General features: G+C 73.1%; 23 protein-coding genes, 1 tRNA gene and 2 pseudogenes. 13 read left to right on the top strand and 13 right to left on the bottom strand.

Annotation, left to right across the window (positions count from 1 at the left end):
- Nucleotides 1-76: 76 nt before the first annotated feature.
- Nucleotides 77-1,090: an acyl-CoA dehydrogenase family protein gene (locus tag BGP03_RS18435; RefSeq protein ID WP_296371702.1), complete on the bottom strand. Its 1,014-nt coding sequence runs from the start codon at nucleotides 1,088-1,090 to the stop codon at nucleotides 77-79.
- 12 nt (nucleotides 1,091-1,102) lie between these two features.
- The gene (locus tag BGP03_RS18430) at nucleotides 1,103-2,287 is read right to left on the bottom strand and encodes an acyl-CoA dehydrogenase family protein (RefSeq protein WP_296371700.1); all 1,185 of its coding nucleotides are present in this window, start codon (nucleotides 2,285-2,287) and stop codon (nucleotides 1,103-1,105) included.
- A gap of 83 nt (nucleotides 2,288-2,370) precedes the next feature.
- Here BGP03_RS18430 and BGP03_RS18425 point away from each other — a divergent pair, with 83 nt between their 5' ends.
- A complete protein-coding gene (locus BGP03_RS18425; protein ID WP_296371698.1) occupies nucleotides 2,371-2,604 on the top strand; it encodes a hypothetical protein in 234 nt (77 codons plus the stop codon).
- Entirely contained in the window at nucleotides 2,601-2,999 is a 399-nt protein-coding gene (locus BGP03_RS18420; protein ID WP_296371696.1) for a hypothetical protein, read from the top strand. The genes BGP03_RS18425 and BGP03_RS18420 overlap by 4 nt, the downstream gene beginning before the upstream one ends.
- A gap of 3 nt (nucleotides 3,000-3,002) precedes the next feature.
- Here BGP03_RS18420 and BGP03_RS18415 read toward each other — a convergent pair whose 3' ends face one another.
- Nucleotides 3,003-3,731 carry a tyrosine-protein phosphatase gene (locus BGP03_RS18415; RefSeq protein WP_298795559.1) on the bottom strand — a complete coding sequence of 243 codons (729 nt, stop codon included), beginning with the start codon at nucleotides 3,729-3,731 and terminating at the stop codon, nucleotides 3,003-3,005.
- On the bottom strand, nucleotides 3,728-4,048 hold the full coding sequence (locus BGP03_RS18410) for an NIPSNAP family protein (RefSeq protein ID WP_296371693.1): 321 nt from the start codon (nucleotides 4,046-4,048) through the stop codon (nucleotides 3,728-3,730). Before BGP03_RS18410 ends, BGP03_RS18415 begins: the two co-directional genes overlap by 4 nt.
- A 24-nt stretch (nucleotides 4,049-4,072) precedes the next feature.
- Between BGP03_RS18410 and BGP03_RS18405 the strand changes: the two genes are divergently transcribed.
- Both BGP03_RS18405 and BGP03_RS18400 read left to right on the top strand, forming a co-directional pair.
- Complete coding sequence (locus tag BGP03_RS18405) at nucleotides 4,073-5,524, top strand: AMP-binding protein (RefSeq protein WP_296371691.1); 1,452 nt, start codon at nucleotides 4,073-4,075, stop codon at nucleotides 5,522-5,524.
- Between the two features lie 173 nt (nucleotides 5,525-5,697).
- Nucleotides 5,698-6,807 carry a polysaccharide pyruvyl transferase family protein gene (locus tag BGP03_RS18400; RefSeq protein ID WP_296371689.1) on the top strand — a complete coding sequence of 370 codons (1,110 nt, stop codon included), beginning with the start codon at nucleotides 5,698-5,700 and terminating at the stop codon, nucleotides 6,805-6,807.
- A 447-nt stretch (nucleotides 6,808-7,254) separates the two neighbouring features.
- On the opposite strand, the gene soxR is transcribed toward BGP03_RS18400, so the two are convergent.
- Nucleotides 7,255-7,725 carry a redox-sensitive transcriptional activator SoxR gene (gene soxR / locus BGP03_RS18395; protein WP_296371687.1) on the bottom strand — a complete coding sequence of 157 codons (471 nt, stop codon included), beginning with the start codon at nucleotides 7,723-7,725 and terminating at the stop codon, nucleotides 7,255-7,257.
- Between the two features lie 47 nt (nucleotides 7,726-7,772).
- Here soxR and BGP03_RS18390 point away from each other — a divergent pair, with 47 nt between their 5' ends.
- The 4 genes from BGP03_RS18390 to BGP03_RS18375 all read left to right on the top strand — a co-directional run bounded on the left by BGP03_RS18390 (nucleotide 7,773) and on the right by BGP03_RS18375 (nucleotide 12,661).
- A complete protein-coding gene (locus BGP03_RS18390) occupies nucleotides 7,773-8,459 on the top strand; it encodes an SDR family NAD(P)-dependent oxidoreductase (protein ID WP_296371685.1) in 687 nt (228 codons plus the stop codon).
- Complete coding sequence (locus tag BGP03_RS18385; protein ID WP_296371682.1) at nucleotides 8,456-9,541, top strand: S-adenosylmethionine:tRNA ribosyltransferase-isomerase; 1,086 nt, start codon at nucleotides 8,456-8,458, stop codon at nucleotides 9,539-9,541. The genes BGP03_RS18390 and BGP03_RS18385 overlap by 4 nt, the downstream gene beginning before the upstream one ends.
- A gap of 375 nt (nucleotides 9,542-9,916) precedes the next feature.
- Nucleotides 9,917-10,594 carry a transglycosylase SLT domain-containing protein gene (locus BGP03_RS18380; protein WP_296371680.1) on the top strand — a complete coding sequence of 226 codons (678 nt, stop codon included), beginning with the start codon at nucleotides 9,917-9,919 and terminating at the stop codon, nucleotides 10,592-10,594.
- A 57-nt stretch (nucleotides 10,595-10,651) separates the two neighbouring features.
- Nucleotides 10,652-12,661 carry an acyltransferase family protein gene (locus tag BGP03_RS18375; protein ID WP_296371678.1) on the top strand — a complete coding sequence of 670 codons (2,010 nt, stop codon included), beginning with the start codon at nucleotides 10,652-10,654 and terminating at the stop codon, nucleotides 12,659-12,661.
- Here the strand turns inward: BGP03_RS18375 and BGP03_RS18370 are convergent.
- A complete protein-coding gene (locus BGP03_RS18370; RefSeq protein WP_296371677.1) occupies nucleotides 12,642-12,863 on the bottom strand; it encodes a hypothetical protein in 222 nt (73 codons plus the stop codon). The two genes, BGP03_RS18375 and BGP03_RS18370, sit on opposite strands and share 20 nt — an antisense overlap.
- A 148-nt stretch (nucleotides 12,864-13,011) precedes the next feature.
- Entirely contained in the window at nucleotides 13,012-13,239 is a 228-nt protein-coding gene (locus BGP03_RS18365; protein ID WP_296371675.1) for an RNA-binding S4 domain-containing protein, read from the bottom strand.
- A 178-nt stretch (nucleotides 13,240-13,417) separates the two neighbouring features.
- On the opposite strand from BGP03_RS18365, the gene BGP03_RS18360 reads away from it, so the two are divergent.
- Genes BGP03_RS18360 through BGP03_RS18345 form a run of 4 tightly spaced genes read left to right on the top strand, consistent with a single transcriptional unit; the run spans nucleotide 13,418 to nucleotide 15,591 of the window.
- Complete coding sequence (locus BGP03_RS18360) at nucleotides 13,418-13,762, top strand: helix-turn-helix transcriptional regulator (protein ID WP_298795563.1); 345 nt, start codon at nucleotides 13,418-13,420, stop codon at nucleotides 13,760-13,762.
- On the top strand, nucleotides 13,759-14,130 hold the full coding sequence (locus tag BGP03_RS18355; RefSeq protein WP_296371671.1) for a hypothetical protein: 372 nt from the start codon (nucleotides 13,759-13,761) through the stop codon (nucleotides 14,128-14,130). Before BGP03_RS18360 ends, BGP03_RS18355 begins: the two co-directional genes overlap by 4 nt.
- Nucleotide 14,131: 1 nt before the next feature.
- A complete protein-coding gene (locus BGP03_RS18350; RefSeq protein ID WP_296371669.1) occupies nucleotides 14,132-14,926 on the top strand; it encodes an ATP-binding cassette domain-containing protein in 795 nt (264 codons plus the stop codon).
- Complete coding sequence (locus BGP03_RS18345; RefSeq protein ID WP_296371667.1) at nucleotides 14,923-15,591, top strand: hypothetical protein; 669 nt, start codon at nucleotides 14,923-14,925, stop codon at nucleotides 15,589-15,591. Before BGP03_RS18350 ends, BGP03_RS18345 begins: the two co-directional genes overlap by 4 nt.
- Here the strand turns inward: BGP03_RS18345 and BGP03_RS18340 are convergent.
- Both BGP03_RS18340 and BGP03_RS18335 read right to left on the bottom strand, forming a co-directional pair.
- Nucleotides 15,566-16,734: pseudogene (locus tag BGP03_RS18340) on the bottom strand (acyl-CoA dehydrogenase family protein). The gene BGP03_RS18345 and the pseudogene BGP03_RS18340 sit on opposite strands and share 26 nt — an antisense overlap.
- A pseudogene (locus BGP03_RS18335) lies at nucleotides 16,734-17,595 on the bottom strand (CoA transferase). Before BGP03_RS18335 ends, BGP03_RS18340 begins: the two co-directional pseudogenes overlap by 1 nt.
- Before the next feature lie 231 nt (nucleotides 17,596-17,826).
- On the opposite strand from BGP03_RS18335, the gene BGP03_RS18330 reads away from it, so the two are divergent.
- Nucleotides 17,827-18,246, top strand: a complete 420-nt coding sequence (locus BGP03_RS18330) for a hypothetical protein (protein ID WP_298795566.1) — start codon at nucleotides 17,827-17,829, stop codon at nucleotides 18,244-18,246.
- On the opposite strand, the gene BGP03_RS18325 is transcribed toward BGP03_RS18330, so the two are convergent.
- The 4 genes from BGP03_RS18325 to BGP03_RS18310 all read right to left on the bottom strand — a co-directional run bounded on the left by BGP03_RS18325 (nucleotide 18,189) and on the right by BGP03_RS18310 (nucleotide 22,817).
- The gene (locus BGP03_RS18325) at nucleotides 18,189-18,611 is read right to left on the bottom strand and encodes a hypothetical protein (RefSeq protein WP_298795568.1); all 423 of its coding nucleotides are present in this window, start codon (nucleotides 18,609-18,611) and stop codon (nucleotides 18,189-18,191) included. The two genes, BGP03_RS18330 and BGP03_RS18325, sit on opposite strands and share 58 nt — an antisense overlap.
- Nucleotides 18,612-18,868: 257 nt before the next feature.
- Nucleotides 18,869-21,022, bottom strand: coding sequence for an RNA polymerase recycling motor ATPase HelR (gene helR / locus BGP03_RS18320; protein WP_299736815.1), 2,154 nt, complete (start codon nucleotides 21,020-21,022; stop codon nucleotides 18,869-18,871).
- 5 nt (nucleotides 21,023-21,027) lie between these two features.
- Nucleotides 21,028-22,446, bottom strand: a complete 1,419-nt coding sequence (gene rox, locus BGP03_RS18315; protein ID WP_298795572.1) for a rifampin monooxygenase — start codon at nucleotides 22,444-22,446, stop codon at nucleotides 21,028-21,030.
- A 297-nt stretch (nucleotides 22,447-22,743) separates the two neighbouring features.
- A tRNA-Met gene (locus BGP03_RS18310) sits at nucleotides 22,744-22,817 on the bottom strand.
- Between the last annotated feature and the right edge of the window lie 65 nt (nucleotides 22,818-22,882).

Genomic DNA, 22,882 nt, shown 5'->3' with positions numbered 1-22,882 from the left:
CGATCGGATGATCATCTGTCCTCCTCGACCGACGCTCACCCCGTCGAGCACGTCGAACCCGTCGACGAGACCGCTGCTAGATCGTCAGCGTCGCGATCTTCTCGCGCTGGGCGTCGGCGTCGCCGTACTGCCCGGCCAGCCGCTTGGCGCGCTTGTAGAAGAAGTGCGCCTCGTGCTCCCAGGTGTAGCCGATGCCGCCGTGGTACTGGATCATCGCGGCCGTCGCCGCGACGGCCGCGTCGCCCGCCTTGGCCTTGGCCACCGCGACGGCCAGGTCGGCCCCGTCGAGCTTCGCGTCCACCGCGTAGGACGCGTAGAGCACCGCGTGCTCGGCCAGCGTGACGGCCACGTGCAGGTCGGCCAGCGCGTGCTTGATCGCCTGGAACGAGCCCACGGGCACGCCGAACTGGGAGCGCTCCTTGTCGTAGGCCACCGTGCGGGAGACGGCCTCACGGGCGATGCCGGCCAGGTCGGCGGCGACGAGCACGGTGGCCCGCGCCTCCAGCTCCGCGATCACCTCCGCCGTGGCGCCCGGGAGCGCCTCGCCCGCGCCGGCCTCCACCGACGCGAGCCGGGTGGTGCCGTCGTAGGAGCCCTGCGGGGTGGCGGTGGCGCCGGTGACCAGCACCAGGCCGTCCGCGGAACGGGCCACGACCACGTCGGCCACGCCGCCGTACTCGACGGCCGTCAGCGTGCCGGGGGCCGAACCGCGCAGCGTGAACGCGCCGACGGCGTCGCCCGTCGCGAGCCGGGGCAGCCAGGCCGCCTTCTGCTCGTCGGAGCCGGCCAGGCGGACCGCCTCGGCGGCCAGGACGGTGCCGCGCCACGGGCCGGGGGCCGCGCCGGCGCCCAGCGCCCGGGCGATGACCTGTGCCTCGACGAGCCCCAGGCCCAGTCCCTCCTGGTCCTCCGGGACGGTGACGGCGAGCCAGCCCTGATCGGCTGCGGCCTTCCACAGCGAGGCGGGGTGTCCGTCGCCGGAGACGTCCTCGAAGACCTCACGCACGGCGGCGAGGTCGAAGCGCTCCGACAGGTAGGAGCGGACCGCGCCGTCGAACTCGCGCTGGTCGTCGGTGAGTGCGAAGAACATGGTGGTCCCTCCTTATCGGGGCAGGCCGAGCACGCGCTCGGCGGTGACGTTGCGCTGGACCTGCGAGGACCCGCCCCAGATCGTGACCGACCGGGACCACATCGCCTGCGCGTGCAGCGCGGTGATGTCCTCGCTCCCACCAGAATCGAGGCTGAGCTCGGAGAGCGTGGCGTCCTCGCCGAGGATGTCGTCGAAGACCTCCCAGAGGTCCTGGCTCGGCTCCGACCAGATCAGCTTGGTCATCGAGGCCTCGAACCCGAGGTCGTGGCCCAGCTCCACCTCGGTCTGGACGTGCATGGCGTGCAGGCGCAGGCACTCGAGGTCGGTGAGCACGCGGGCGAGCTTGCCGCGGATCACCGGGTCCTTGTCGCGGCCCAGCTTCTTCGCCACGGCGACGACCTCGTCGTACTGGCGGCGGAACTCGGTGTACTGCGAGATGCCCGACGCACCGCGCTCGAACGAGAGCAGCAGCATCGCCGTGCGCCAGCCGTCGTCCACCGCGCCGAGGACGTCGGTGGCGGGCACGCGCGCGTCGTCGAAGAAGACCTCGCCGAACTCGCTCGCGCCGCTCATCTGCTTGAGCGGGCGGGCGTCGACGCCGTCCTGGTGCATGTCGATGAGCAGCATCGAGATGCCGCGGTGCTTCTCGCTGCCCGGCGTGGTGCGGACCATCGTGAAGATCTTGTCGCCGTGGACGGCGTTGGTGGTCCACACCTTCTGGCCGTTGACCACGAAGTCGTCGCCGTCGCGGACGCCCTTGGTGGACAGCGCCGCGAGGTCGGACCCCGCGCCGGGCTCGGAGAAGCCCTGGCACCAGATCACCTCGCTGCGCAGCAGGGGGCCGATGATGTCCTTCTTCTGCTGCTCGGTGCCGATCGCCATGACGGTGGGCGCGAGGAACGTCAGGCCCAGCGGGTTGACCGACCGCGGCGCGTTGGCCAGCACCATCTCGACGTCGTAGATCGCCTTCATGCCGGGGGTGCCGCCGCGGCCGCCGAACTCGGTGGGCCACTGGATGCCGGCGAACCCGGCGAGCGCCTTGTCGCGCTCCCAGTCGCGGCGCAGACGGAAGCTCTCGTCGTCGTCGAGGGACTCCCAGAAGTTCGGGCGCTGCCACTCGTCGGGGATGTTGGCCTGCAGCCAGGACCGCAACTCGCTGCGGAACTCCTCCTCGGCTGCGGTGTAGGTCAGGTCCATGCCCCCACCTTGGCATACCGGTGGGTAACCTGCGCCTCCCATCACCCATCTGACCGCGGGTGACCAGCGGGTACGCTCGGCAGATGCGTACGGAGCGGGTGACGGTGAGCCTGCCGGCCGACCTCCTGGCCGAGGCTCGCGAGGCGGTGACGCGCGGGGCGTCCACGAGCCTGGCCGCGTACATCGCCGAGGCGATGGGCGCGCGGCAGATGCGCGAGCGCTCCCTGGCGGTGCTGGCGGACCTGTACGGCGGCCCGCCCCCACCCGACGAGCTGGCGCAGGCGAGGCGGTCACTGCTGCCGCGGGCGGGCGTGTGAGCGGCATCGGCGGACGCGTCCTCGACAGCACCGCACTCGCCGCCTTCGCCGTCGGCCGGCCCGTCTACATGCGGGCCCTGGTCTGGGCCGCGGTCGAGGAGAACATCGTGCTGGCGGTGCCGAGCGCCGCGCTGGGCCGCGCCTGGGCCCTGCTGGAACCCGAGCACCACGCGGCCCTGCAGGTGCTGCTGGACCTGCCCAACACCGTGATCGACGACCTGAGCCCGGCGTCCGCGCAGGAGTCCGGCCTGCTGATGGCGGCGTCGGGCGGCGACGACATCGCGGCGGGCCAGGTGGCGGCGAGCGCGCGGCGCCGCGGCTGGCCCGCGGTCACCGGCGACCCGGGCGCCCTCCGCAAGCTGGACACGGCGGTGGCGATCGAGGAACTCCCCTGACGGTCATGCGGTGAAGCGGGCGCGGAGGTGGTCCAGCTCCTCGTCGGTCAGGCCGTGGGCGCGCAGCCAGCCCGCCGCACCGCCGTGCCCGGCGTCGAGGCGGTCGAGCACCGCCACCATGACCTCACCCCGGGGGTGGTGCGGCGCGAGCTCCTCCGCCGAGGGCATCGGGGCGCCCGAGGCCGCGGTCCAGCGCCGGAACATCGCCTCGATCTGCTCCGACGACCGCACGTAGTCGGCCACCACGGCGTCGCGCTCGACCCCGACGGCGTCGAGCACCAGCGCCACGAGCGTGCCGGTCCGGTCCTTGCCCGCGGCGCAGTGCACGAGCGCCGGGCCGGCGTTCTCCGCCGCCAGGCGGCGCACCGCCGTCACGACGTTGCCGGGGTGGTCGGCGAGGTAGCCGAGGTAGTTGCGCAGCAGCGGATCGGTGTCGTCACCGGTCTCGGGCAGGTACTCCCGGCTCACGCCGATGAAGTTCAGCGCCACGGTCTCGACGCCCGCTGCCGCGACGGCGGTCGGACCGTCCCGGTCGATCTCCGTCGGCGTGCGGAGATCGAGCACCAGCGTCAGCCCGAACTCCTCCACCAGGTGCTGCACGTCCTCGGGCGTGACGTGGTGCAGCGACCCGCTGCGCAGCAGCACACCGGAGCGCGTGGCACCGCCGTCGCGCAGGGGCAGGCCGCCGACGTCGCGCACGTTGTCGACGCCCTGGAGCTCCACCCATGTCATGCGAAGGGTCCCGGGTTGAGCACGCGGCGGCTGATCCTCGCGACGATCGGGCCGTCCTCCTCGCTGGCCTTGCGGGCCGCGCGCCACTGCGGGTCGGCCTGGAACGCCGCCCACTTCCCTGCCATGTCCTCGTAGGAGTCGAACTTCATGACGTAGACGAGCTCGTTGTTGGAGTCGCCGCCCAGCTCGGTGACGGACATGAAGGTGACCTCCATCCCCATCCGGGCGAAGATCGGCAGCGTGTGGTCCCTGAAGCGCTTCACGAGGGCGGGCATCCGGCCGGGCACCGTGGTGTACTCACGAATCTCGTAGATCACACGACGATCCTAGGACGGACAGGCGTGCCATCACCCGACGACGACGTGCCGGTCGGCACCGGCATCGACCTGCTGGCCGCGGCCGATCCGGACGCCCCCGCCCTGATCTGCCCCGACCGCACGGTCACGCGCGCGGAGCTCGCGGCCGCGTCCAGCCGCGCCGCCCGGCAGTTCGCCGCGCTCGGCGTCACCGAGGGCTCGATGGTCACGATCGGCCTGCCCAACGGGGCCGCCTTCTACATCGCCGTCGTCGCGGCGTGGAAGCTCGGCGCGATCCCGCAGCCGGTGTCGGCGAAGCTGCCGCCCGCCGAGCTCGCGGCGATCGTCGAGCTCGCCGACTCGTCGCTGGTGGTGGGCACCGAGGCCGCCGGACGGTCGTGGCTGCCCGCCGACTGGGCCCCTGACGAGACGCTGTCGGCCGATCCCCTGCCGCCCGTCGTGCCCCCGAGCTGGAAGGCCCCGACGTCGGGCGGCAGCACCGGGCGTCCGAAGATCATCGTGGCGGGCAACGCGGGCTGGCTGTCGTCGGTGACCAGCCGGGCGGAACGCCTGCGCATCGGCGGGCCGGGCGACGTGTTCGCCGTGACCGCGCCGCTCTACCACAACGCTCCCTTCATGTTCTCGCTGATCGCGCTGCTGCGCGGGTGCACACTCCTCGTGCTCGACCACTTCGACGGGGCGCGGGTGCTCGAGGCCGTCGTGCGTCACCGCGTCGCCTGGTTCTACGCCGTCCCCACCCTGATGGGCCGCATCCTGCGGCTGCCCGCCGAGGTGCGCGAGGCGGCGGACCTGTCCGGCGTCCGCACGCTGCTGCACGTAGGCGCCCCGTGTCCGGAGCCCGTCAAGCGCGCGTGGATCGACTGGCTGGGGCCGGAACGGATCGTCGAGCTCTACGCGGGCACGGAGTCGCAGGCCGTCTGCATGATCGACGGGGTGGAGTGGCTGGAGCGGCCGGGATCGGTCGGGCGCCCGACGTCGGGCGAGATGCGCGTCCTCGACGAGGACGGGCAGCCCGTGGCTCCGGGCGAGATCGGTGAGATCTGGATGCGCCCGCCGCCCGACACCACGCCCTACCACTACGTCGGCGCGGAGGCCCGCTCCCGCGACGGCTGGGAGTCCATCGGTGACATGGGACACATCGACGCGGACGGCTACGTGTACCTGGCCGACCGGCGCTCGGACCTGATCCTCGTGGGCGGGTCGAACGTGTATCCCGCGGAGGTCGAGGCGGCACTGTCGGAACACCCGCGGGTGCTGTCGTCGTGCGTGGTCGGCCTGCCCGACGACGATCTCGGGGCCCGCGTGCACGCGATCGTCCAGCTCGACGGCGACGCCTCCGACGAGGAGCTGCGGGCCCACGTCCGGGCCCGGCTCACCGGCACCAAGGTGCCGGCCACGTTCGAGCGTGTCGATCACCCGCTGCGCGACGACACGGGCAAGATCCGGCGCTCGGCGCTGCGGGCCGAACGCCTCTGAGCGGCCGCTGTCAAGCACGGCGCGGAGCATGTCGCCGGTTCGAGGAACGTGCCGTCGGGCACCCGGAGGACACCCCGTAGGCTACGGCGAACGAGTGACAACGACTGCGGAGCGATTTGACGCCGGAGTCGTTGGTGACAGAGAGTGGCGCCCCTCCCAACCCGAGGAACTCCATGACGGACCCCCGCACCAGCCTGATCCGCCAGCAGCTCGCCGACCTCGGCCGTCGGCACGCCGCGCGCCAGGGCGGACGCACCACGAGGGTGCTGGTGATCGGCAATTTCGGCAACGGCAACACCGGCGACGAGGCCATGCTGGCCCGAACGCTGCAGGAACTGCCCGGCGACGCCGAGGTCAAGGTCGTCTCGCGCAACCCGCGGATGGTCGAGGCCCTGCACCGCGTCCCGGCCGTTCCCATGGACGGCCTCGGGTTCGCGAAGGCGCTGCACTGGTGCGACGGCATCGCGGTCGTCGGTGGCGGTCTCTTCGGAAGCGGCGCCTCCCCTCTGGTCAAGGCGCTCCCGGCGATCATCTGGGCCGCCACGGCGCGGGGCCGCGACATCACCTACCTGGCCATCGGCGTCTACCCGGGCACCCCGGACCGCGTGCTCGACCTGCTGCGCCGCTCGGTGCGCAAGCCGGGCCGCATCTCCGTCCGGGACGAGACGTCGGCCGCTACCCTCGGTGACGCCATCGTTGCTCCCGTGGTGGGTGACCTGGCCATGGGCCTCGCCCCCGCCCCGCCCGCCGACGCCCGGCGCGCGCTGGCCTCCGCGGGCGTCGACCCGGCCGTGCCGCTGCTGATCGTGGCCCCGAAGGCGCTGCCGAACCCGATCCTCGTCGACGCCCTCCAGGACGCCGCGGCCACGCTCGCGAAGCGGTGGATCGAACGTGGCGGCGCCGTCGCGGGCCTGGCCATCAGCACCCACGCCGACTACGGCCTCGGCCTCGCCCGCCGTGACGAGGTGTTGATCAACGAGCTCGGCGAGCGCCTCGGCCGCACGGTGCCGGTGCTCGGCCCCCAGCTCCCCCCGGCGCTGGCCAAGGCCGTGGTCGGTGAGGCCGACGCGCTGTTCGGCCTGCGCCTGCACGCGCTGATCTTCGCGGTCTCCACGGGCGTGCCGTGTCTCGGCGTCGGCTGGGAGGAGCGCATCACCGCGTTCCTGGCCGAGCACGAGCAGGCCGCGATCAGCACCCGGCCCCCGGTGGAGGACCTGCACGCGTGGGTGGACCGCACCCTCCCGGCCCGCTGGTCCGCGAGGCCCCGACTCCTGAGCTCGTAGCCCCAGGGGGCGCCTGCCCGCCGTCGCCCACGTGTTCCCCAGCTCCGTCAGGGCCTCCCCCGGCTTCCTCGGCAGCCGGCCGGGTTGCACCGGGAGAACCAGCGCCCCCGCGGCCGTCATGTTCCCCGGCGCTCCAGGGTCGCGTCGTACCCACCGGGGCCCAGGTGCCATTGTGCCGCAGCACGATGCCGGGCACGAGCGAGGGCCGCGGCCCGCCCGGGCGGCGGCGGTGGGCGATCGTGGCCCGGTGCGGCCCGAGCTCCACGAGATCGGCGACGCGGACGACCGTGGAGCGGCGGAGGGCGGCGACCTGCCCAGGTCGCAGGGAGTGGGTTCGACGAGGCATGCCCCCGAGCGAAGCGCGGCGGCCCCGGGGAGACCACCCCGATCCGGGATCTGTGGATGGCCACACCCCGATGTGGACAACTCCCCCTCCGCGACGAGCGGTTACATGCCCTGGGCGGGCGTGCGCCTCAGCAGCTTCGGGAGGAGCTGCGCGCCCGTTCCGCCCTCCGCCGCCCGGTCCCCGGGGTTGTAGAGGCGGCAGCGCTGCAGGCTCAGGCAGCCGCAGCCGATGCAGGAGTCCAGGCCGTCGCGCAGGGCCACCAGCGCCTCGATCTGCTCGTCGAGCCGGCCCCGCCACGACCGGGACAGCCGCGTCCAGTCGGCCCTGGTCGGGGTGCGGCCGTCGGGCAGCTGGTCCAGGCCCTCACGAACCTCGTCCAGGCCCACGCCGATGGTGCGGGCGGCGCGGATGAACGCCAGCCTCCGCAGCACCGAGCGCTCGTAGCGCCGCTGGCCTCCCGACGTCCGCGCCGTGCGCAGCAGGCCCTCCCGCTCGTAGTACCGAAGCGACGACGGCGGGAAACCGCTGCGATGGGCCACCTCCCCGATCGTCAGCAGGTCCTTCGCGTCCACACATTCCCCCTTGACCTCAACCTGACTTCAACTTGCACGGTACCGACATGACCACCGACACCGCCATCGTCACCGGCGCCGGCCAGGGGTTCGGCTTCGCGCTCACCGCCGCCCTCGCCGCCCGCGGCACCACCGTGATCGCCTGCGCCCGCGACGCCGACCGCCTGCACGCCGCCACGGCCGGGCTCGCCGGCGTCACCGCGCTGCCCGGCGACGTCACCGACCCGGCCTTCCGCGAGCAGCTCGTGTGGGCCACCCGCGGCCGGCTCGACCTGCTCGTCCACAACGCCGGCGAGCTCGGCCCGTCACCGCTGCCGCGGCTCGAGCGCTACCCCCTCGACGCGCTGCGCGGGGTGCTGGAGACCACCGTCCTCGCCCCGCTGGCCCTGACCCAGCTCGCCCTGCCACTGCTGCGCGAGGCCGCGGCACCGACCGTGGTGACGTTGAGCTCCGACGCCGCCGTCGAGGCGTACGAAGGGTGGGGCGGCTACGGCCTCGCCAAGGCCGCTCTGGACCGGATGGCGGCCGTGCTCGCCGTCGAGGAGCCCCTCCTGCGCGTGCACGCGTTCGATCCCGGCGACATGCGCACCGCGATGCACCAGCGCGCCTTCCCCGGTGAGGACATCTCCGACCGGCCGGAGGCATCCACCGTCGTCCCCGCCTTCCTGCGCCTGCTCGACGACCGACCGGCGAGCGGCCGCCACCGCGCCACGGACCTGCCGGTGGCGGGATGAGAGCCACGACGACCTTCGTCCTGCCACCCGAGCTCGAGGCCGACGCCCCACCGCCCACCCGCGACGGGGTACGGCTCCTGGTGGCCCGCAGCCGCCGCCCCCTGCGGCACGTCCGCTTCACCGACCTGCCGTCCGCGCTGGTTCCCGGTGACCTGCTGGTGGTCAACACCTCCGACACGGAGCCGGCGGCGGTGGACGGCCACCGCGACGACGGCCGCCCGGTGGTGCTGCACGTCTCCGGCCCCACCCCCGCGGGTCGGCGTTTCCCGGCGCGCGAGTCGGCGGATCTCCGTGCACGAGTCGACACCTTCCTCGTCGAGCTCCGCACCCCTGACGGCAGGCGCGTACGGGACGGGCGACCCGGTGAGGTCGTCCACCTCCCGCGCGGGGTGGACGCCGAGCTGGTCACGACGGGCCGCATCCGGGAGGCCCGCATCGCCGTGGAGGGTGACGTGCGGGCGTGGCTCGCGGCGGTCGGCCGTCCGGTCCGCTACGCCCACCTGCGCGAACACCCGCCACTCACGGAGTACCGCACGGTGTTCGCCGAGCCCACCGGGGAGTTCGCCAGTGCCGAGTCCCCGAGCGCCGGGCGCCCGTTCACCCCCACCGTCCTCGAGGGGCTCCGCACCCGGGGCGTCGGGGTCGCGCGGCTCGTCCTCCACACGGGAGTGTCCTCCCTGGAGGAGGACGAGGTGCCGCTGCCCGAGCGCTACCGGGTGCCGGCCGCCACGGCCGACGCCGTGAACCGCACCCGGGCCGCGGGCGGCCGGATCGTCGCGGTCGGGACGACGGCGACGCGGGCGCTCGAGACCGTCGCGGAGCCCGACGGCTCGGTGCGTGCGGGCGCCGGGTGGACCGATCTCGTGCTCGGCCCGGACCGCCCCGCCCGCGTCGTGGACGGCCTCGTCACGGGCTGGCACGAACCCCAGGCGTCCCACCTGCTGCTGCTCGAGGCGGTGGCCGGGCCCCGGCTCGTCGGACGGGCGTACGCCGCCGCCGTCGAGCGAGGGTACCGGTGGCACGAGTTCGGGGATTCCTGCCTGCTGCTTCCCGGACCGGGCGCCGTTGGTCGCACTCCGTGACCGTTGGACGGGCCGCCGAGCCGCCGCCCGACGGGGCTTCGAGAGACGAACGGATGCTGACGTGCGCCGACAGGCACCGGTTCACCTTGTCTCGCGATAACGCCGTCTCGTAAGGTCTCCCGCAGCGTCACGATCCGATCACGAGCGCAACCGAGCCGGGACTCCCCACCCGGCTCGACCGGCCCCGCTGTGACATTGACAGAGCCGGGTCTGCCCTCGCGTGAGATCGCTCCCCCACGCTGAAAGGGCAGTTTCTTGGCTGGACACCGTTCCCCCCGTGGTCGGCGTGCGCACTGGAACAGCGAGCTGGTTCCGGCACGGCACCTGGTAGCCCCGGGCCCGGCACCGACCGGCCCCTCCCTGCGCACCACCGTCGTGGCCTCCGCGGCCGCCGTCGGCGCCGTGGCCACCGGCACGTTCACCGCGCTCGTTCCCACCCCCGGTGACGGCACCACCACGCAGGCGGCGGCCGACGAGACCTCGATGTCCGCCACGCTCGCCGCCAGCACGATGAAGATCCCCAGCAACGCGCACGCGATCGGCACGCTGGCCCCGGTGTCCTACTCCGCCCCCGGCTTCTCCGCCGCGGACGAGCACCTCGCCGCCCTCGGCAAGGGTTCCGACCTCGCCGCCCAGCTCGCGAAGCAGCTCGCGGACGAGCAGGCGAAGCAGGCCGAGCAGGCCCGCATCGACGCCATCGTCGCCCAGGGCGGGCTCGACGGCTGGATCGCCGAGGCGCTCAACATCCTCGACCTCCCGCAGTCGCTCGCCCCGAGCGTCAAGAAGATCGTGATGGCCGAGTCGGGCGGCAACCCCCGGGCCATCAACAACTGGGACGCCAACGCCCGCCGCGGCACGCCGTCGCAGGGCCTGATGCAGACGATCCCGGTGACGTTCAAGCACTACGTGGCACCGCAGCTGGCCAACCGACCCATCACCGACCCGGTGGCGAACCTCACCGCGGGCATCAGCTATATGATTGCCAACTATGGCCTCGACACCGTCGAGGCCGGCGGCCGGTCCAACAGCAGCGGCGGATACGTCGGCTACTGATATGCGCCCGCCCCGGCCCTCTCCCCGTTCCGCCGGACGAGGGCCCCGTGGACGCCCGTGACCACCACGCGGTCCGCCCCTCCCGCCGGTGTCGTACCGGCCACCACCAACGCCTACCGGCCCGAGCTGCAGGGCCTCCGGGCCCTCTCCGCCGCGCTGGTCGTCTGCTACCACGTGTGGTTCGACCGCGTCTCCGGCGGCGTCGACGTCTTCCTGATCGTCACGGGGTTCCTGCTCACCGGGCAGCTCTACCGGGCCGCCGCGCGCGGGAAGTTCAGCCTCCCGCAGCGCTGGAGCCGCACCCTCGTGCGCCTGCTCCCGTCGATGGCCGTGGTGCTGGTGACCACCGCTGTCGCGGGCTTCCTGATCCTGCCCGAGGGCCGCTGGCACCAGACCGTCCGCGAGATCGTCGCGTCGGTGCTGTTCCTGGAGAACTGGCAGTTGGCGGCCGACTCGGTCGACTACGCGGCGCGCAGCAACACCACCAGCGTCGTGCAGCACTTCTGGTCGCTGTCGATCCAGGGGCAGGTGTTCCTGTTCTGGCCGATCGTCATCGCTCTCGTCGTGCTCGCCGCCCGCCGGGTCACCGCCTCCCTGCACACCTGCCTGACCATCACCTCCGCGGTCGTGTTCGTCGCCTCCCTGGCCTACTCGGTCTCGCTGACCATCACCGACCAGCCGCTGGCCTACTTCCACTCGCTCACCCGGGCGTGGGAGTTCGCGCTCGGCGCGCTGCTGGCGCTCTGGATCGACCGCATCATGCTGCCGATGTGGGCGCGGATCGCGATGGGCTGGGTCGGGGTCGTCGCGCTCGTGGCGTGCGGGCTGGTGATCGAGGGCGTCAACGTCTTCCCCGGTTACGCGGCGCTGTGGCCCACCGGCTGCGCGGTTCTGGTCCTGCTCGCGGGCCACACCCGCTCGGCGTTCGCCGCCGACCGGATCCTCGCCGGCCGCTGGGCCCGCTACCTCGGCGACCTGAGCTTCACGCTCTACCTGTGGCACTGGCCCGTGCTGATGCTCTACCTGTCGGGCCGCGACCACTACACCGTAGGGCTGCTCGGCGGCCTCGCGATCATCGCGGTCTCGATGGTCCTGTCGGTCCTCACCCACCACCTCGTCGAGAAGCCCCTGATCGCCCGGGGCTTCGGCGTGCGCGGCGGGGTCAAGCTCGCGGCCGTGTGCGCGGCGGTCGTCCTGCTGGCAGCGGCAGCATGGCAGGGCGCGGCCAGTGTGCGGGCGATGCCCAGCGGCGTGGTCGGCGACGCGCAGCACCCCGGCTCGATGGCCCTGACCACCGGCCCGGTCAAGGCCGCTCCCCTGCTGCCCACCGCGGTCTCGGTGCTCGACGACTGGGACAACGAGACCGACTGGAACTGCTCGCCCGTGCAGACGTTCCCCACGTCGAACGTGTGCGTGCAGCCGGTGCAGAACCCGGCCAGGAGGGTGGTGATCGTCGGCGACTCCCACATCCAGCAGTTCGGTGCGGCCCTGCGCCCGATCGCCGAGAAGTACCACTGGCAGCTGATCTCGCTGCTGCGCGGCGCCTGCCCGTTCTCCACGGCCTCGGAGACCGACCCGAACCAGCCCGGATGCGTCGAGTGGAACAACGCCGCCGTGCAGGAGATCGCCGACCTCAAGCCCGACGCCGTGGTCACCCTCGCCTCGCTCGACGTCATGCCCGGGCTCACCGAGCACACCCCTCCGGGTTTCCCCGCCCAGTGGAAGCGGGTCACCGACCTGGGCATCCCGGTGCTGGCGGTTCGCGACAACCCGCGTTTCACGTTCTCCATGCCCGACTGCGTGCAGCAGAACGGCATCGACTCGCCCCGGTGCTCCTTCCCCCGCGCCGACATCTACAGCGCGGTGCCGCCGTACGAGAAGGTCCCGGGGGTGCCGCCGGGCGTCACGTTCCTCGACACCGCCGACGCCATCTGCACCGCGACGGTCTGCCCGCCCACGATGGGCAACGTACTGGTGTACCTGGACGACAACCACCTCACCCGCTCCTACACGACCACCATGGCCGGAGTGATCGAGGAGCAGGTTGTCAAGGCCGTGGACCGATAGCCTTCCGCTCCCGCTGGAGCCGACGCAGGACGTCGATGACGAACCCGATGCCCGTCTCCAGCAGGTGGATCTCGTTGTTCGGGTGCAGGGCGAGCCGGAAGTACTTGCGGACGTCGGCCTTGCGTCCGGGGTCGCCCGGCCCTCCCGGCACAACCGCGATCGTGTCGGCGACGGCCTTCGGCCTGCCGAAGCCCTTTCTCATGATCCACCCGATTCCCCGATTCCCCGGTGCCCCGGCCCGGAGCCGGTGCGATGGGGAACGTCGGTCGTCGGGCCGTTGCCGCCCCGGGCGAGGGGAGCCGGCCTCGGGATCCGACGGCGCTACTACGCCTACCGCAGGATCTCGACGGTCATGACTTCACCGGTCGGGCGCGCCGCCCACCCACCGCGACGACGTCGCCCGACCGCAGCTGAGCACCGCGGCGGGTCTCCACCCGCCCGTTCAACTCGACCTCACCGGCCTCGAGCAGCGCCTTGGCGTGGGCACCGTGCTCGGCGAGTCCGGCCAGCTTGAGGAACTGCCCCAACCGGATGGGGTCCTCGGTGATCGGGATGTCCAGGATCGGGGGCTTCGACACGCTTCATCATGACCAGCGGCGGCCCACCTCACCACGGCAGGGGTCGCGCGTCGCGGAAGAAGCCACCGGTGGGCCCGTCGTCGGGCAGCGTCGCGGCCCACACGACGCCATCGGCGCTCTCAGGGCCTGCGCGCCAACCCGTGGCGGCAGCCGAGACGACCTATGTAGAATTCTTTCTATGACGCGCCCACCGCGGATGACCGTGCAGACCGAGGCGGTGCTGGCCGCCCTGCTGGAGCACGGCGGCGAGCTGTGGGGCTTCGAGCTGAGCCGGCTCAGCGGGCTCGCCGCAGGCACCATCTACCCGATCCTGCAGCGGCTGGCCGCGGCCGGGTGGGTCGTGAGCCGCTGGGAGGACCAGTCCGACGCCGAAGCCGGAGGGCGCCCGGCCCGGCGCTACCACCAGCTCACCGTCGAGGGCCGGAGCCGGGCCGTGCACGCACTGGAGGCCACGGCCGCGCGCCGGGCGGATCTCTCGCGCCTGCTCGGCCTGCGGCCCGACACCGACGCGGCTCCGTCATGACCGCTGCGGCGGCGCCGGCCACAGGGGCCCGGCTCAGGACGCTGTCGTGGGCGCAGCGGGTGGGCGGCGTCGCCGCGCTCGTGGTCGCGGCGTCCTGCGTGCCCGGTGACGCGCTGGCGCTGGCCACGGCCGCGCTCACGGTTCTCGCCGTCGTCGTGGCGGCCGGCTGCGGTCTGGCCCGGAGCTGGGCGGACGTCGCCTCGGGCCTGCTCCCCGTCCCGGAACGGGCGCACTGGCGGGCCGAGGTGCGGGCCGTGCTGGACGCCGCCCAGGACGGGCCCGAACGGCGACGCCAGCTGTGGGGATTCGTACTCGGCCTGCCGAGCTGGGCGGTCACCAGCTGGTGTCTCGCACTCCGACGGAACTGACGTGGACGTCGAGCCCCCGCCCACCGTCGAGCTGAGCCGCGTCGAGGTGCGCTACGGCCGCGCCGCCCCCGTGCTCCACGAGCTGGACCTGCAGGTCACACCCGGCCGTCCGGTCGTGGTGCTCGGCGGCAACGGGTCCGGCAAGTCCAGCCTGCTGCGTGTGGTGGCCGGGTGCCAGGCGCCCAGCGCCGGAGTGGTCACCGGCCGCCCCCGCCACGTGGGCTACGTGCCCGACCGGTTCCCGTCGCAGCTGCGGATGCCCGCCCGCAGCTACCTGCGCCACCTGGCCGCGATGCACGGGTCCGACCCGTCCGAGGCACCGGCACTGCTCGACGAGCTGGGCTTCACCGGAGGGCTCGACGTGCCGATGGTGCGGCTGTCGAAGGGCAACGCGCAGAAGGTGGCGCTGGTCCAGGCGCTGTGCAGCCGGGCCGCGCTGCTCGTGCTCGACGAACCGTGGTCGGGCCTCGACGCGGCCGCGGCCGCCGCGCTGAGCAGCCGGATCAGCGGCGCCGCCGACGCCGCCGTGCTGGTCGCCGACCACACCGGCACCGCGGCGGCGCTCCCGGGTGCGCGGGTGCTCGCGCTGGTCGGGGGCCGGCTGGCCCCCGCGTCACCGCCCCGCCCGATGGTCACGATCACCCTGCTCGGTGCGGACCCGCTGCTCCCCCACCTCCCGGCCGACACCGCGGTGGACGGCGACCGCGTGGTCGTCCGTGTGCCCGTGGCCGACCGCGACGCGCTGCTGTCGTGGGCGCTCGCGCGGGGCTGTGGCGTGCTGGCGGTGCAGCCGTGATCGTCGCGCGCTACGTCCTCGCCGACCTGCTGCGCTCGCAGCGGTTCATCGTCCCGGTGTTCGTCTACGTCGCGACACTCGGCGTGCTGTTCGGGGGCGACCCCGGGCCCGCCCCCGCCGGCTGGCCCGCGTCGGCGCTGATCCTCTATCCGGTGAGCGCGTGGCTGGCGATCACGACGGCCAACAGCGAGGACCCGGTGGCCCGGCTCGTCACCGTCGCGGCGGCGGGCGGGCCGGCCGTCGTGGCCCGCGGGGTGCTCGCCGCGTGCCTGCTGGCCGACGTCGTGCTCGCCGCGGCGTCCGCCATCCGGCCGGTCATCCCCATCGTCACCCACGTCTACCCGTACCCGGCCATCGCGCTGCTCGGCGGCGGGCTCGCCCACCTCGCCACGGCGACGGCGGGCACGGCCGTAGGGCTGCTGTGCGCCCGGCCGGTGATCGAGCGGGTGGGCTGGTCGCTGCTGGCGGCCGTCACGGTCGTGGTGGTCACCGGCGTGACGCCGTGGCTACCGCCCGTGGGCACCGCGGTGAAGGCGATCGAAACGGTTCCGCCGGACCTGCCGGCGCTGGCCGTCGACGCCGCGATCGGTCTCGCCATGGCCGTCGTGGCGTCCCTGCTGAGCGCGGCGTCGACGATGGCTAGACGAACGCCCCGACCCCGGTGATCGCCCGGCCCACCACCAGGGTGTTGATCTCGGGGGTGCCCTCGTAGGAGTAGAGCGCCTCGACGTCGGCGAAGAACCGGACGGCGTCGTTCTCCAGCAGGATCCCGTTGCCGCCCATCAGCTCCCGCGCCCACGCGACGGTCTCCCGCGCCCGGCTCGTGCAGAACGACTTGGCCAGCGCGGCCTGGTCGTCGCGGCACTCGCCCGCGTCCTGCAGCTGCGCCACGCGCACCGCCATCGCCATCGACGCGGTGACGTTGCCGAGCATGCGCGCCAGCAGGTCCTGGATCAGCTGGAACCCGGCGATCGGCCGCCCGAACTGCTCGCGCTCGCCCGCGTAGGCCAGTGCCGCCTCGTACGCGCCGCGCTGGGCACCCACCGCGTTCCACGCGACGCCGCCGCGGGTGGCCTTGAGCACGCGGTTGACGTCGCGGAACGACGCGCAGCGCTGCAGCCGGTCGCCTCGGGCACCCGGCAGCCCTCGAGCACGATGTCGGCGTTCTGCACGGTGCGCAGCGCGAACTTGCCCTGGATCTTCGTGGCGGTGAAACCCGGCGTGTCCTTCTCCACGACGAACGCCTTGACCTGCTCGTCCTCGACGTCCTTGGCGAAGATCACCACGAGGTCGGCGAACGTGCCGTTGCCGATCCAGCGCTTGGCGCCGTCGAGGACCCAGTCGTCGCCGTCCCGGCGGGCGGTGGTCTCCAGACCGCGGGCCACGTCGGAGCCGCCGTGCGGCTCGGTGAGCCCGAACGCGCCGATCTTGTCCACCGCGGTCATGGCCGGCAGCCAGCGCTCCTGCTGCTCCTCGGAGCCCAGCTCGGCGACGCTGCCCATCGCGAGCCCGTTGTGCACGCCCAGGAACGTGGACATCGACGGGTCGACGCGCGAGAGCTCCATCCCGACGAACCCGGTGAGCAGCTTGGACGCCTGCTTCTCGCCGTAGGCCAGCCCGACCAGGCCCGCCTCAGCGAACTTCGGCACCAGCTGGAAGGGGAACTCCGCGGCCTCCCACGCGTCGTTGACGAGCGGCCGGACCTCGGCGTCGAGGAACTTCCGGACGCCGTCGAGGAACGTGCGTTCCTCCGGGGGGAGCAGGTGCTCGAAGTCGTAGTAGTCGCTGGTGGTGACGGCCTCGTGCATCAGATCTTCTCCCTCAGCTCGGCCGGCACCTCGTCGGTGTGCTCACCGATGTTCGGGGCGTGCCGGCGGACCGAACCCGGGGTACCCGAGAACCGCACCGGGATACCGATCGAGCGGTAGCGACCCTCGGTGGGGTGCTCGACGGTCTCCAGCACCCCACCCTCGACGACGTACGGGTCGTCGGGTGCGTCGGCGAGGTCGAGCACCGGGCCCATCGGGATCGAGTGCTCCGCGCACAGCGCTTCCCACTCGGCGGTGGTGCGCGTGCCGGCCACCTGTTCGATCAGCTCGTAGAGGTCTCCGTGGTGCGCGGCGCGGGACGCCGAGGTGGCGAAGCGCGCATCGTCGGCCAGGTCGGGACGGCCGGCGGCGGTGAAAGGAGTAGGCGATGGTCAGCGCGCAGACCTTGTCGGCGAGGATCGTCGGCACGTAGTCCGGGCGGCCCGTCGGGCGGCGCATGAGGTCGGTCAGCCCCGACGACGCCTGGATGATCTCGTCGTAGGCGGCGCGGTCGGCCAGCGCCGAGTCGCTGCGGAACCCCTGCGCGGTGCGGTGGACGAGCCGCGGGTTCTCCCCCGCCAGTGTCTCGTGGTCGAGGCCGAGGCGCCGCAGCGCGCCGGGACGCATGTTGGTGACCACCACGTCGGCGGTGCGCACGAGCGCGAGGAAGTCGCGCCGGCCGTCGTCGGACCTGAGGTCCAGGGCCACGCTGCGCTTGTTGCGGTTGACCGCCATCGTCAGCGCGCTCATCGTCTCGTGCCGCTGCGGGAAGATGCGCCGGGTGCGGTCACCGTCCGGCGGCTCCACCGTGACCACGTCGGCACCGAGGTCGCCGAGGACCTGGGTCGCGTACGGGCCCATCACCACGGTGGCCAGGTCGATCACGCGAATGCCCGGCGCCCCCGACGGCCTGACGCTCAGCGCGCTCTCCGTCCGCCTCGACGCGCCCGTCTCCTCGATCCAGAAGCTGGTGAACGGCCTGGTGGCCACCGGCTACCTCGCCGAGGTGGACCTGCGCTGCCGCCTCGGACCGGCCGCGATCTGGAACGCCTGCACGCCGCCGCGGACGCACCCGTCCTGCTCGCGATCCGGGTGGGCCACGACGCCGTCTACGTCGACTGGGCGGGCACCGACGAGCCCTTCGACTACGCGCTGGCCCGGCGGCTGCGCTCCCCGCTCATGCACACGGCCGCCGGCCGGGTCCTCGTGGCCCACATGACCGCACCGGAGCGCCGGGAGTGGGTGGCCGCCACGTTCGGAGCGGACGAAGAGGGCGCCGTCCACGCCCTGCGCACGGCGGCCCGGATCCGCGACGACGGCCTGGAGCGGGGGCCGAGCGGACCCGTGATGCCCGACGTGCGCACCGTCGCCGTGCCCGTCGGCGCGGGCGACCGCGTGGTGGCGGCCGTCTCGATCGCCCACCACCTCCCCGGCACCGACGAGGTGCTCGACCGCTACGAGGGGCTGTTACGCACCGCGGTGACCGAGTGGGAGCGGCGCGGCACCTCGTGATCGTCGTGCTTCCACGCCTTGCGCGTGCGCTGCACGAGCGTGGCCCGGTGCCGCGGTGCGGCCACGAGCCGCCGGTAGGCCCTCCGCAGCAGCACGGCCAGCACGATCGCCACCGCGACCGCCACGATGACCTGCCACCAGGCCGTCGCCCAGAAATGGATGACGCCGACGACCAGCGAGGTCGACACGACCGCGGCGGTCTTGATCAGGAAGATCCGGATGCGCAGTCCGCGGCACCGCATGGTGCGGCGCAGCTGGGGTGCGGTGCTGGAGACCACCCACAACCAGTAGAGGCCCAGTAGTGCATGAGCGATGTAGCCGGTGACCGCGCGGATGTCCATCGAGCCGTTCCTGTAGAGGGCCATCCATCCTCCGCCGTGAACACCCCTCGACAAGCAGGCGAAAGGAGTAACTGCGCAATGACTTCCGGTAACCATTCGGCGGCCGTGCGAACGTGCTGATGCGGTCCCGGGCCGACGGCCCGCAGCGGCTACGGATCGAGACGCTCGCCGACGACGCCGTCGTGCTCCCGACAGCCTCCCGTGTCGGGTTCACCGTCGAGGGCACGCTGCGCCGGTCGGCCCGGGTGTACGACGAGTTCGTCGGCATCGCCGTCCTCGGGCTAGTCGTCCACGGGTGGACGGGCGACCAGTCCGGCCAGGGCTGGTGGCAGCGGACCCTCGTGCAGGACGCCGAGGCGCTGGGTCGCGCGGGTGAGGGCGACGTAGAGGTCGGCCGCGCCCGCTGTGCCGTCGCCGAGGATCCGCCCCGGCTCCACGACCAGCACCGCGTCGAACTCCAGGCCCTTCGTCTGCGACGCCGGCACCGCGCCCCGGACGCCCGGAGGACCGATCACGACGCTCGTGCCGGGGCGGCCGGCCTCGTCGCGGACGAACTCCGCCACGGCCGCGGGCAGTTCGTCCGCGGTGACACGGCGCGACCACGGCGGCACGCCGGACGCGCGGACCGACTCCGGGGGCTGCACGTCGGGCGCGAAGCCCGCGAGCACCGACGCGGCGACGGCCATGATCTCGGCCGGGGTGCGGTAGTTCACCGTCAGCGACCGGTGGACCCAGCGGCCGGGCACGTAGGGCTCCAGCATCGCCGCCCACGACGTCGCGCCGGCCGGTGACCGGCGCTGGGCCAGATCGCCGACCACCGTGAACGACCGGCTCGGGCAGCGCCTCATCAGCACCCGCCACTCCATCTCCGACAGCTCCTGGGCCTCGTCGACGACGACGTGCCGGTAGGTCCAGTCCCGGTCCGCCGCGGCGCGCTCCACGAGCTCGCGGGTGTCCAGCTCGACGAACCGGTCCGCCAGGAGCTCGCCGACGGTCAGGTCCGCGACGCGCACGCCGATGTCCTCGTCCAGCTCCTCGTAGTCCAGCGCCAGCACGTCCATCGTTCCCTCGGCGTACTCCTGCTCGGCCCGGCGCTCCCGCGCGGCGGCCTGCGCGGTGGCCCGCTCGTCGTTGGTGTCGCGCCCCAGCAGGTCCACCAGCTCGTCGAGCAGCGGCACATCCGACACCGTCCAGGCCTCGCCGTCGGCCCGCGCCAGCACCGGGTGCCCGCCGGAGCGGTAGAAGGACGCCAGCAGTGCCTCCGGTGTCAGGATCGGCCACAGCGCGTCGAGCGCGGCGGTGAACGTCTCGTCGTCCGCGAGCTGTTTGCGCAGGTCGGAATGCAGGTCCGCCCACGCGTCGCGGTCCTCGCGCGTCAGCCAGCCCCGGCCGATCCGGGCCGACGCCCGCTCGGTGAGCACGTAGGTGACGATCTCGGCGAACACCGCACGGGCCTCGTTGTGCGGCAGCCCGCTCGCCCGCGCCTCCTCGCGCGCCCACTCCGCCGTCTCGGCGTCGATGCGCACGGACGCGTCCCCCAGCGCGATCGGGATCGGGCTCCCGGGCAACCGCTGCCGGTCCGCCACCGCCGCCGCGAGCACGTCGAGGATCCGCAGCGAGCCCTTGAGCCGGGCGGCCTCCGGGGTGTCCTCGGCCGTGACGTGCAGCCCGGGCACGAGGTCGCCGGAGGTCACGAAGACCACGTCCGACTCCCCCAGCGAGGGCAGGACCCGGCTGATGTGGTCCAGGAACGCCGGGTTGGGGCCCACCACGAGCACACCGTTGCGCTCGATCCGCTCCCGTTGGGTGTAGAGCAGGTACGCGACGCGGTGCAGTGCCACCACGGTCTTCCCGGTGCCCGGGCCGCCCTCGATCACCAGCACGCCCGGGTGGTCGAGCCGGATGATCTCGTCCTGCTCGGCCTGGATCGTCGCGACGATGTCGCGCATCCCCTCGCCCCGGGGAGCGTTGACGGCGGCGAGCAGCGCCGCGTCCCCGCCCTCGCCACCACCGTCGCCGTCGAACACCTCGTCGGTGAAGTCGACGACGTGGCGCCCGCGCGAGTGGAACTGTCGGCGCCGGCGCACGTCCTCCGGCGTCGCGGCGGTGGCCGTGTAGAACGCCCGCGACGCCGGGGCCCGCCAGTCCAGCAGGACGGGTGCGTAGTCGTTCTCCTCGTCGAAGAGACCGATCCGGCCGATGTAGGAGCGCTCGCCGGACGTGGAGTCCAACCGGCCGAAGCACAGCCCGTTGTCCGCGACGTGCAACCGCTTCACCTGCTTCGCGGCCGTACGCACCTCGACGTCACGCTCCACGGCGGTGCCCTCGTGCCCCCGCAGTGCCGCGTCGAGCTGCCCCTGTACCCGCACGCGCTCGGCGTCGAGCCGCGCGTGGAGCCCGGCGATGTAGTCCCGCTCGGAGTCCAGATCCGCCACGTGCGTCACGCTCCGAACCACCTCGGCAGGTGCTCGAGCAGGTCGGCCTGGTCGTCGCCGACCCAGACCACGTGGCCGTCGGGCCGCAGCAGCACCGCAGGCACGTCCAGCTCCTCGCTCACGTCGACGAGGTGGTCGACCCGGTCCGCCCAGTTCTCCACCGTCAGCCGGCCGGTCTGGTCGAGCAGCAGCCCGCGACCGCCGTGCATCCGTTCGTAGAGACGCCCCTGCTGGAGCCCGATGTCCCGCAGCCGGCGGCCGAGCAGCTCGTGCCCCTCGCCGACGTCGTACCGGATGCCGACCGCGATGATCTTCTCGGTCAGGAAGCGGTTCACGTCGGCGAAGTCCATCAGCTGCGACAACAGCCGGCGCACCGCCTGGGGGCCGGGCCCCACCGCCATCAGCTCCGTCTGCGCGCGGACGTTGGACAGCACGTCGGCGGCCACCGGATGCCGCTCGGCCTCGTAGGTGTCCAGCAGCCCCTCCGGCGCCCAGCCGTTCACCTCGGCGGCGAGCTTCCAGCCGAGGTTGAACGCGTCCTGGATGCCGAGGTTGAGCCCCTGCCCACCGGCCGGCGGGTGGACGTGGGCCGCGTCGCCGGCCAGCAGTACCCGATCGACCCGGTAGCGCTGCGCCTGCCGGGTGGCGTCGCCGAAGCGCGACAGCCAGCGCGGCGAGTGCACGCCGAAGTCGGTACCGGCGACGGCCCGCAGCTGCTGTCTGACCTCCTCGAGGGTCGGTGGCGTGCGGTCGCCGGTCACGCCCTCCGCGGGCACGACGACGCGGAACAGCCCCTCGCCCCCGATCGGCCCGACGCCGAACCACTGCCGGGTCCTGCGCACCTCGGCGACCACCTCCACCACCGTCTCCAGCGGCACACCCACCTCCATCTCGCCCAGCAGCGTCTCGATCCGGGTGGGCTCACCGGGAAAGCCGACGCCGAGCAGCTTGCGCACCGTGCTGCGGCCACCGTCGCAGCCGACGAGGTGGCGCGACCGCAGCTGCGTGCCGTCGGCCAGCCCAGCGGTCACGCCGTCGTCGTCCTGGTGGAGCTCGACCAGCTCGCAGCCCCGCCGGATCTCGACGCCGACCTCGACCGCGTGCTCGGCCAGCAACCGGTCGGTGATCGTCTGCGGGATGCCGAGGACGTACGGGTGCGCGGTGTCCAGCCCCTCCGGCGACGGCGTGGTGATGCCGGCGAAGAAGCCGCCGACCGGGTGCTGCCTGCCCAGCGCGAGGAACCGCTCCAGCAGACCGCGCTGGTCCATGATCTCGATGCTCCGCGCGTGCATGCCGAGCGAACGGACGACCTTCGTCGGCTCCGCGTCCCTCTCCAGCACGAGCACGTCCACGTCGTGCAGGCGCAGCTCGGCGGCCAGCATCAGGCCCGTCGGGCCGCCGCCGACCACGATGACGTCAGTCATTCACTCCCCCAGTTCCTGGCTACGGCGGAGGAGTCTGGAGCACGACCGGGGTCTTGTGGCAAGCCCCCCTGTGCGCTATACGTTGAAGTGGGAAGAGGGCAGGTCGGCCGACGACCCGCGCCTCGCTCGCGGCCACGCGGACGCCACCGCGTCGAGCAGCACCGCGGACCGGCGGCGCAGGGCGTCGGCTGGATCCGGTGCTACACCCGGACGCCCCGCCGCTCGCCCGTGATCGGCCCGGCCTCGCGCAGCAGCGAAATGGCCCCCAGGGAGATCCCTGGGGGCCATTTCGTGTAGTAGCGGGGGTAGGATTCGAACCTACGACCTCTGGGTTATGAGCCCAGCGAGCTACCGAGCTGCTCCACCCCGCGCCGCTGTTGTTCTGTTGTGTCTACGACAGTACACCGGCCCGAAACACTCCCGCCGCGGGGGGTAC

This window comes from Pseudonocardia sp. 73-21 (assembly GCF_001899645.1).
Lineage (GTDB): Bacteria > Actinomycetota > Actinomycetes > Mycobacteriales > Pseudonocardiaceae > Pseudonocardia.
The sequence above is the reverse complement of the archived record's forward strand: the minus strand, read 5'-3'. Positions and strand labels throughout refer to the sequence as shown.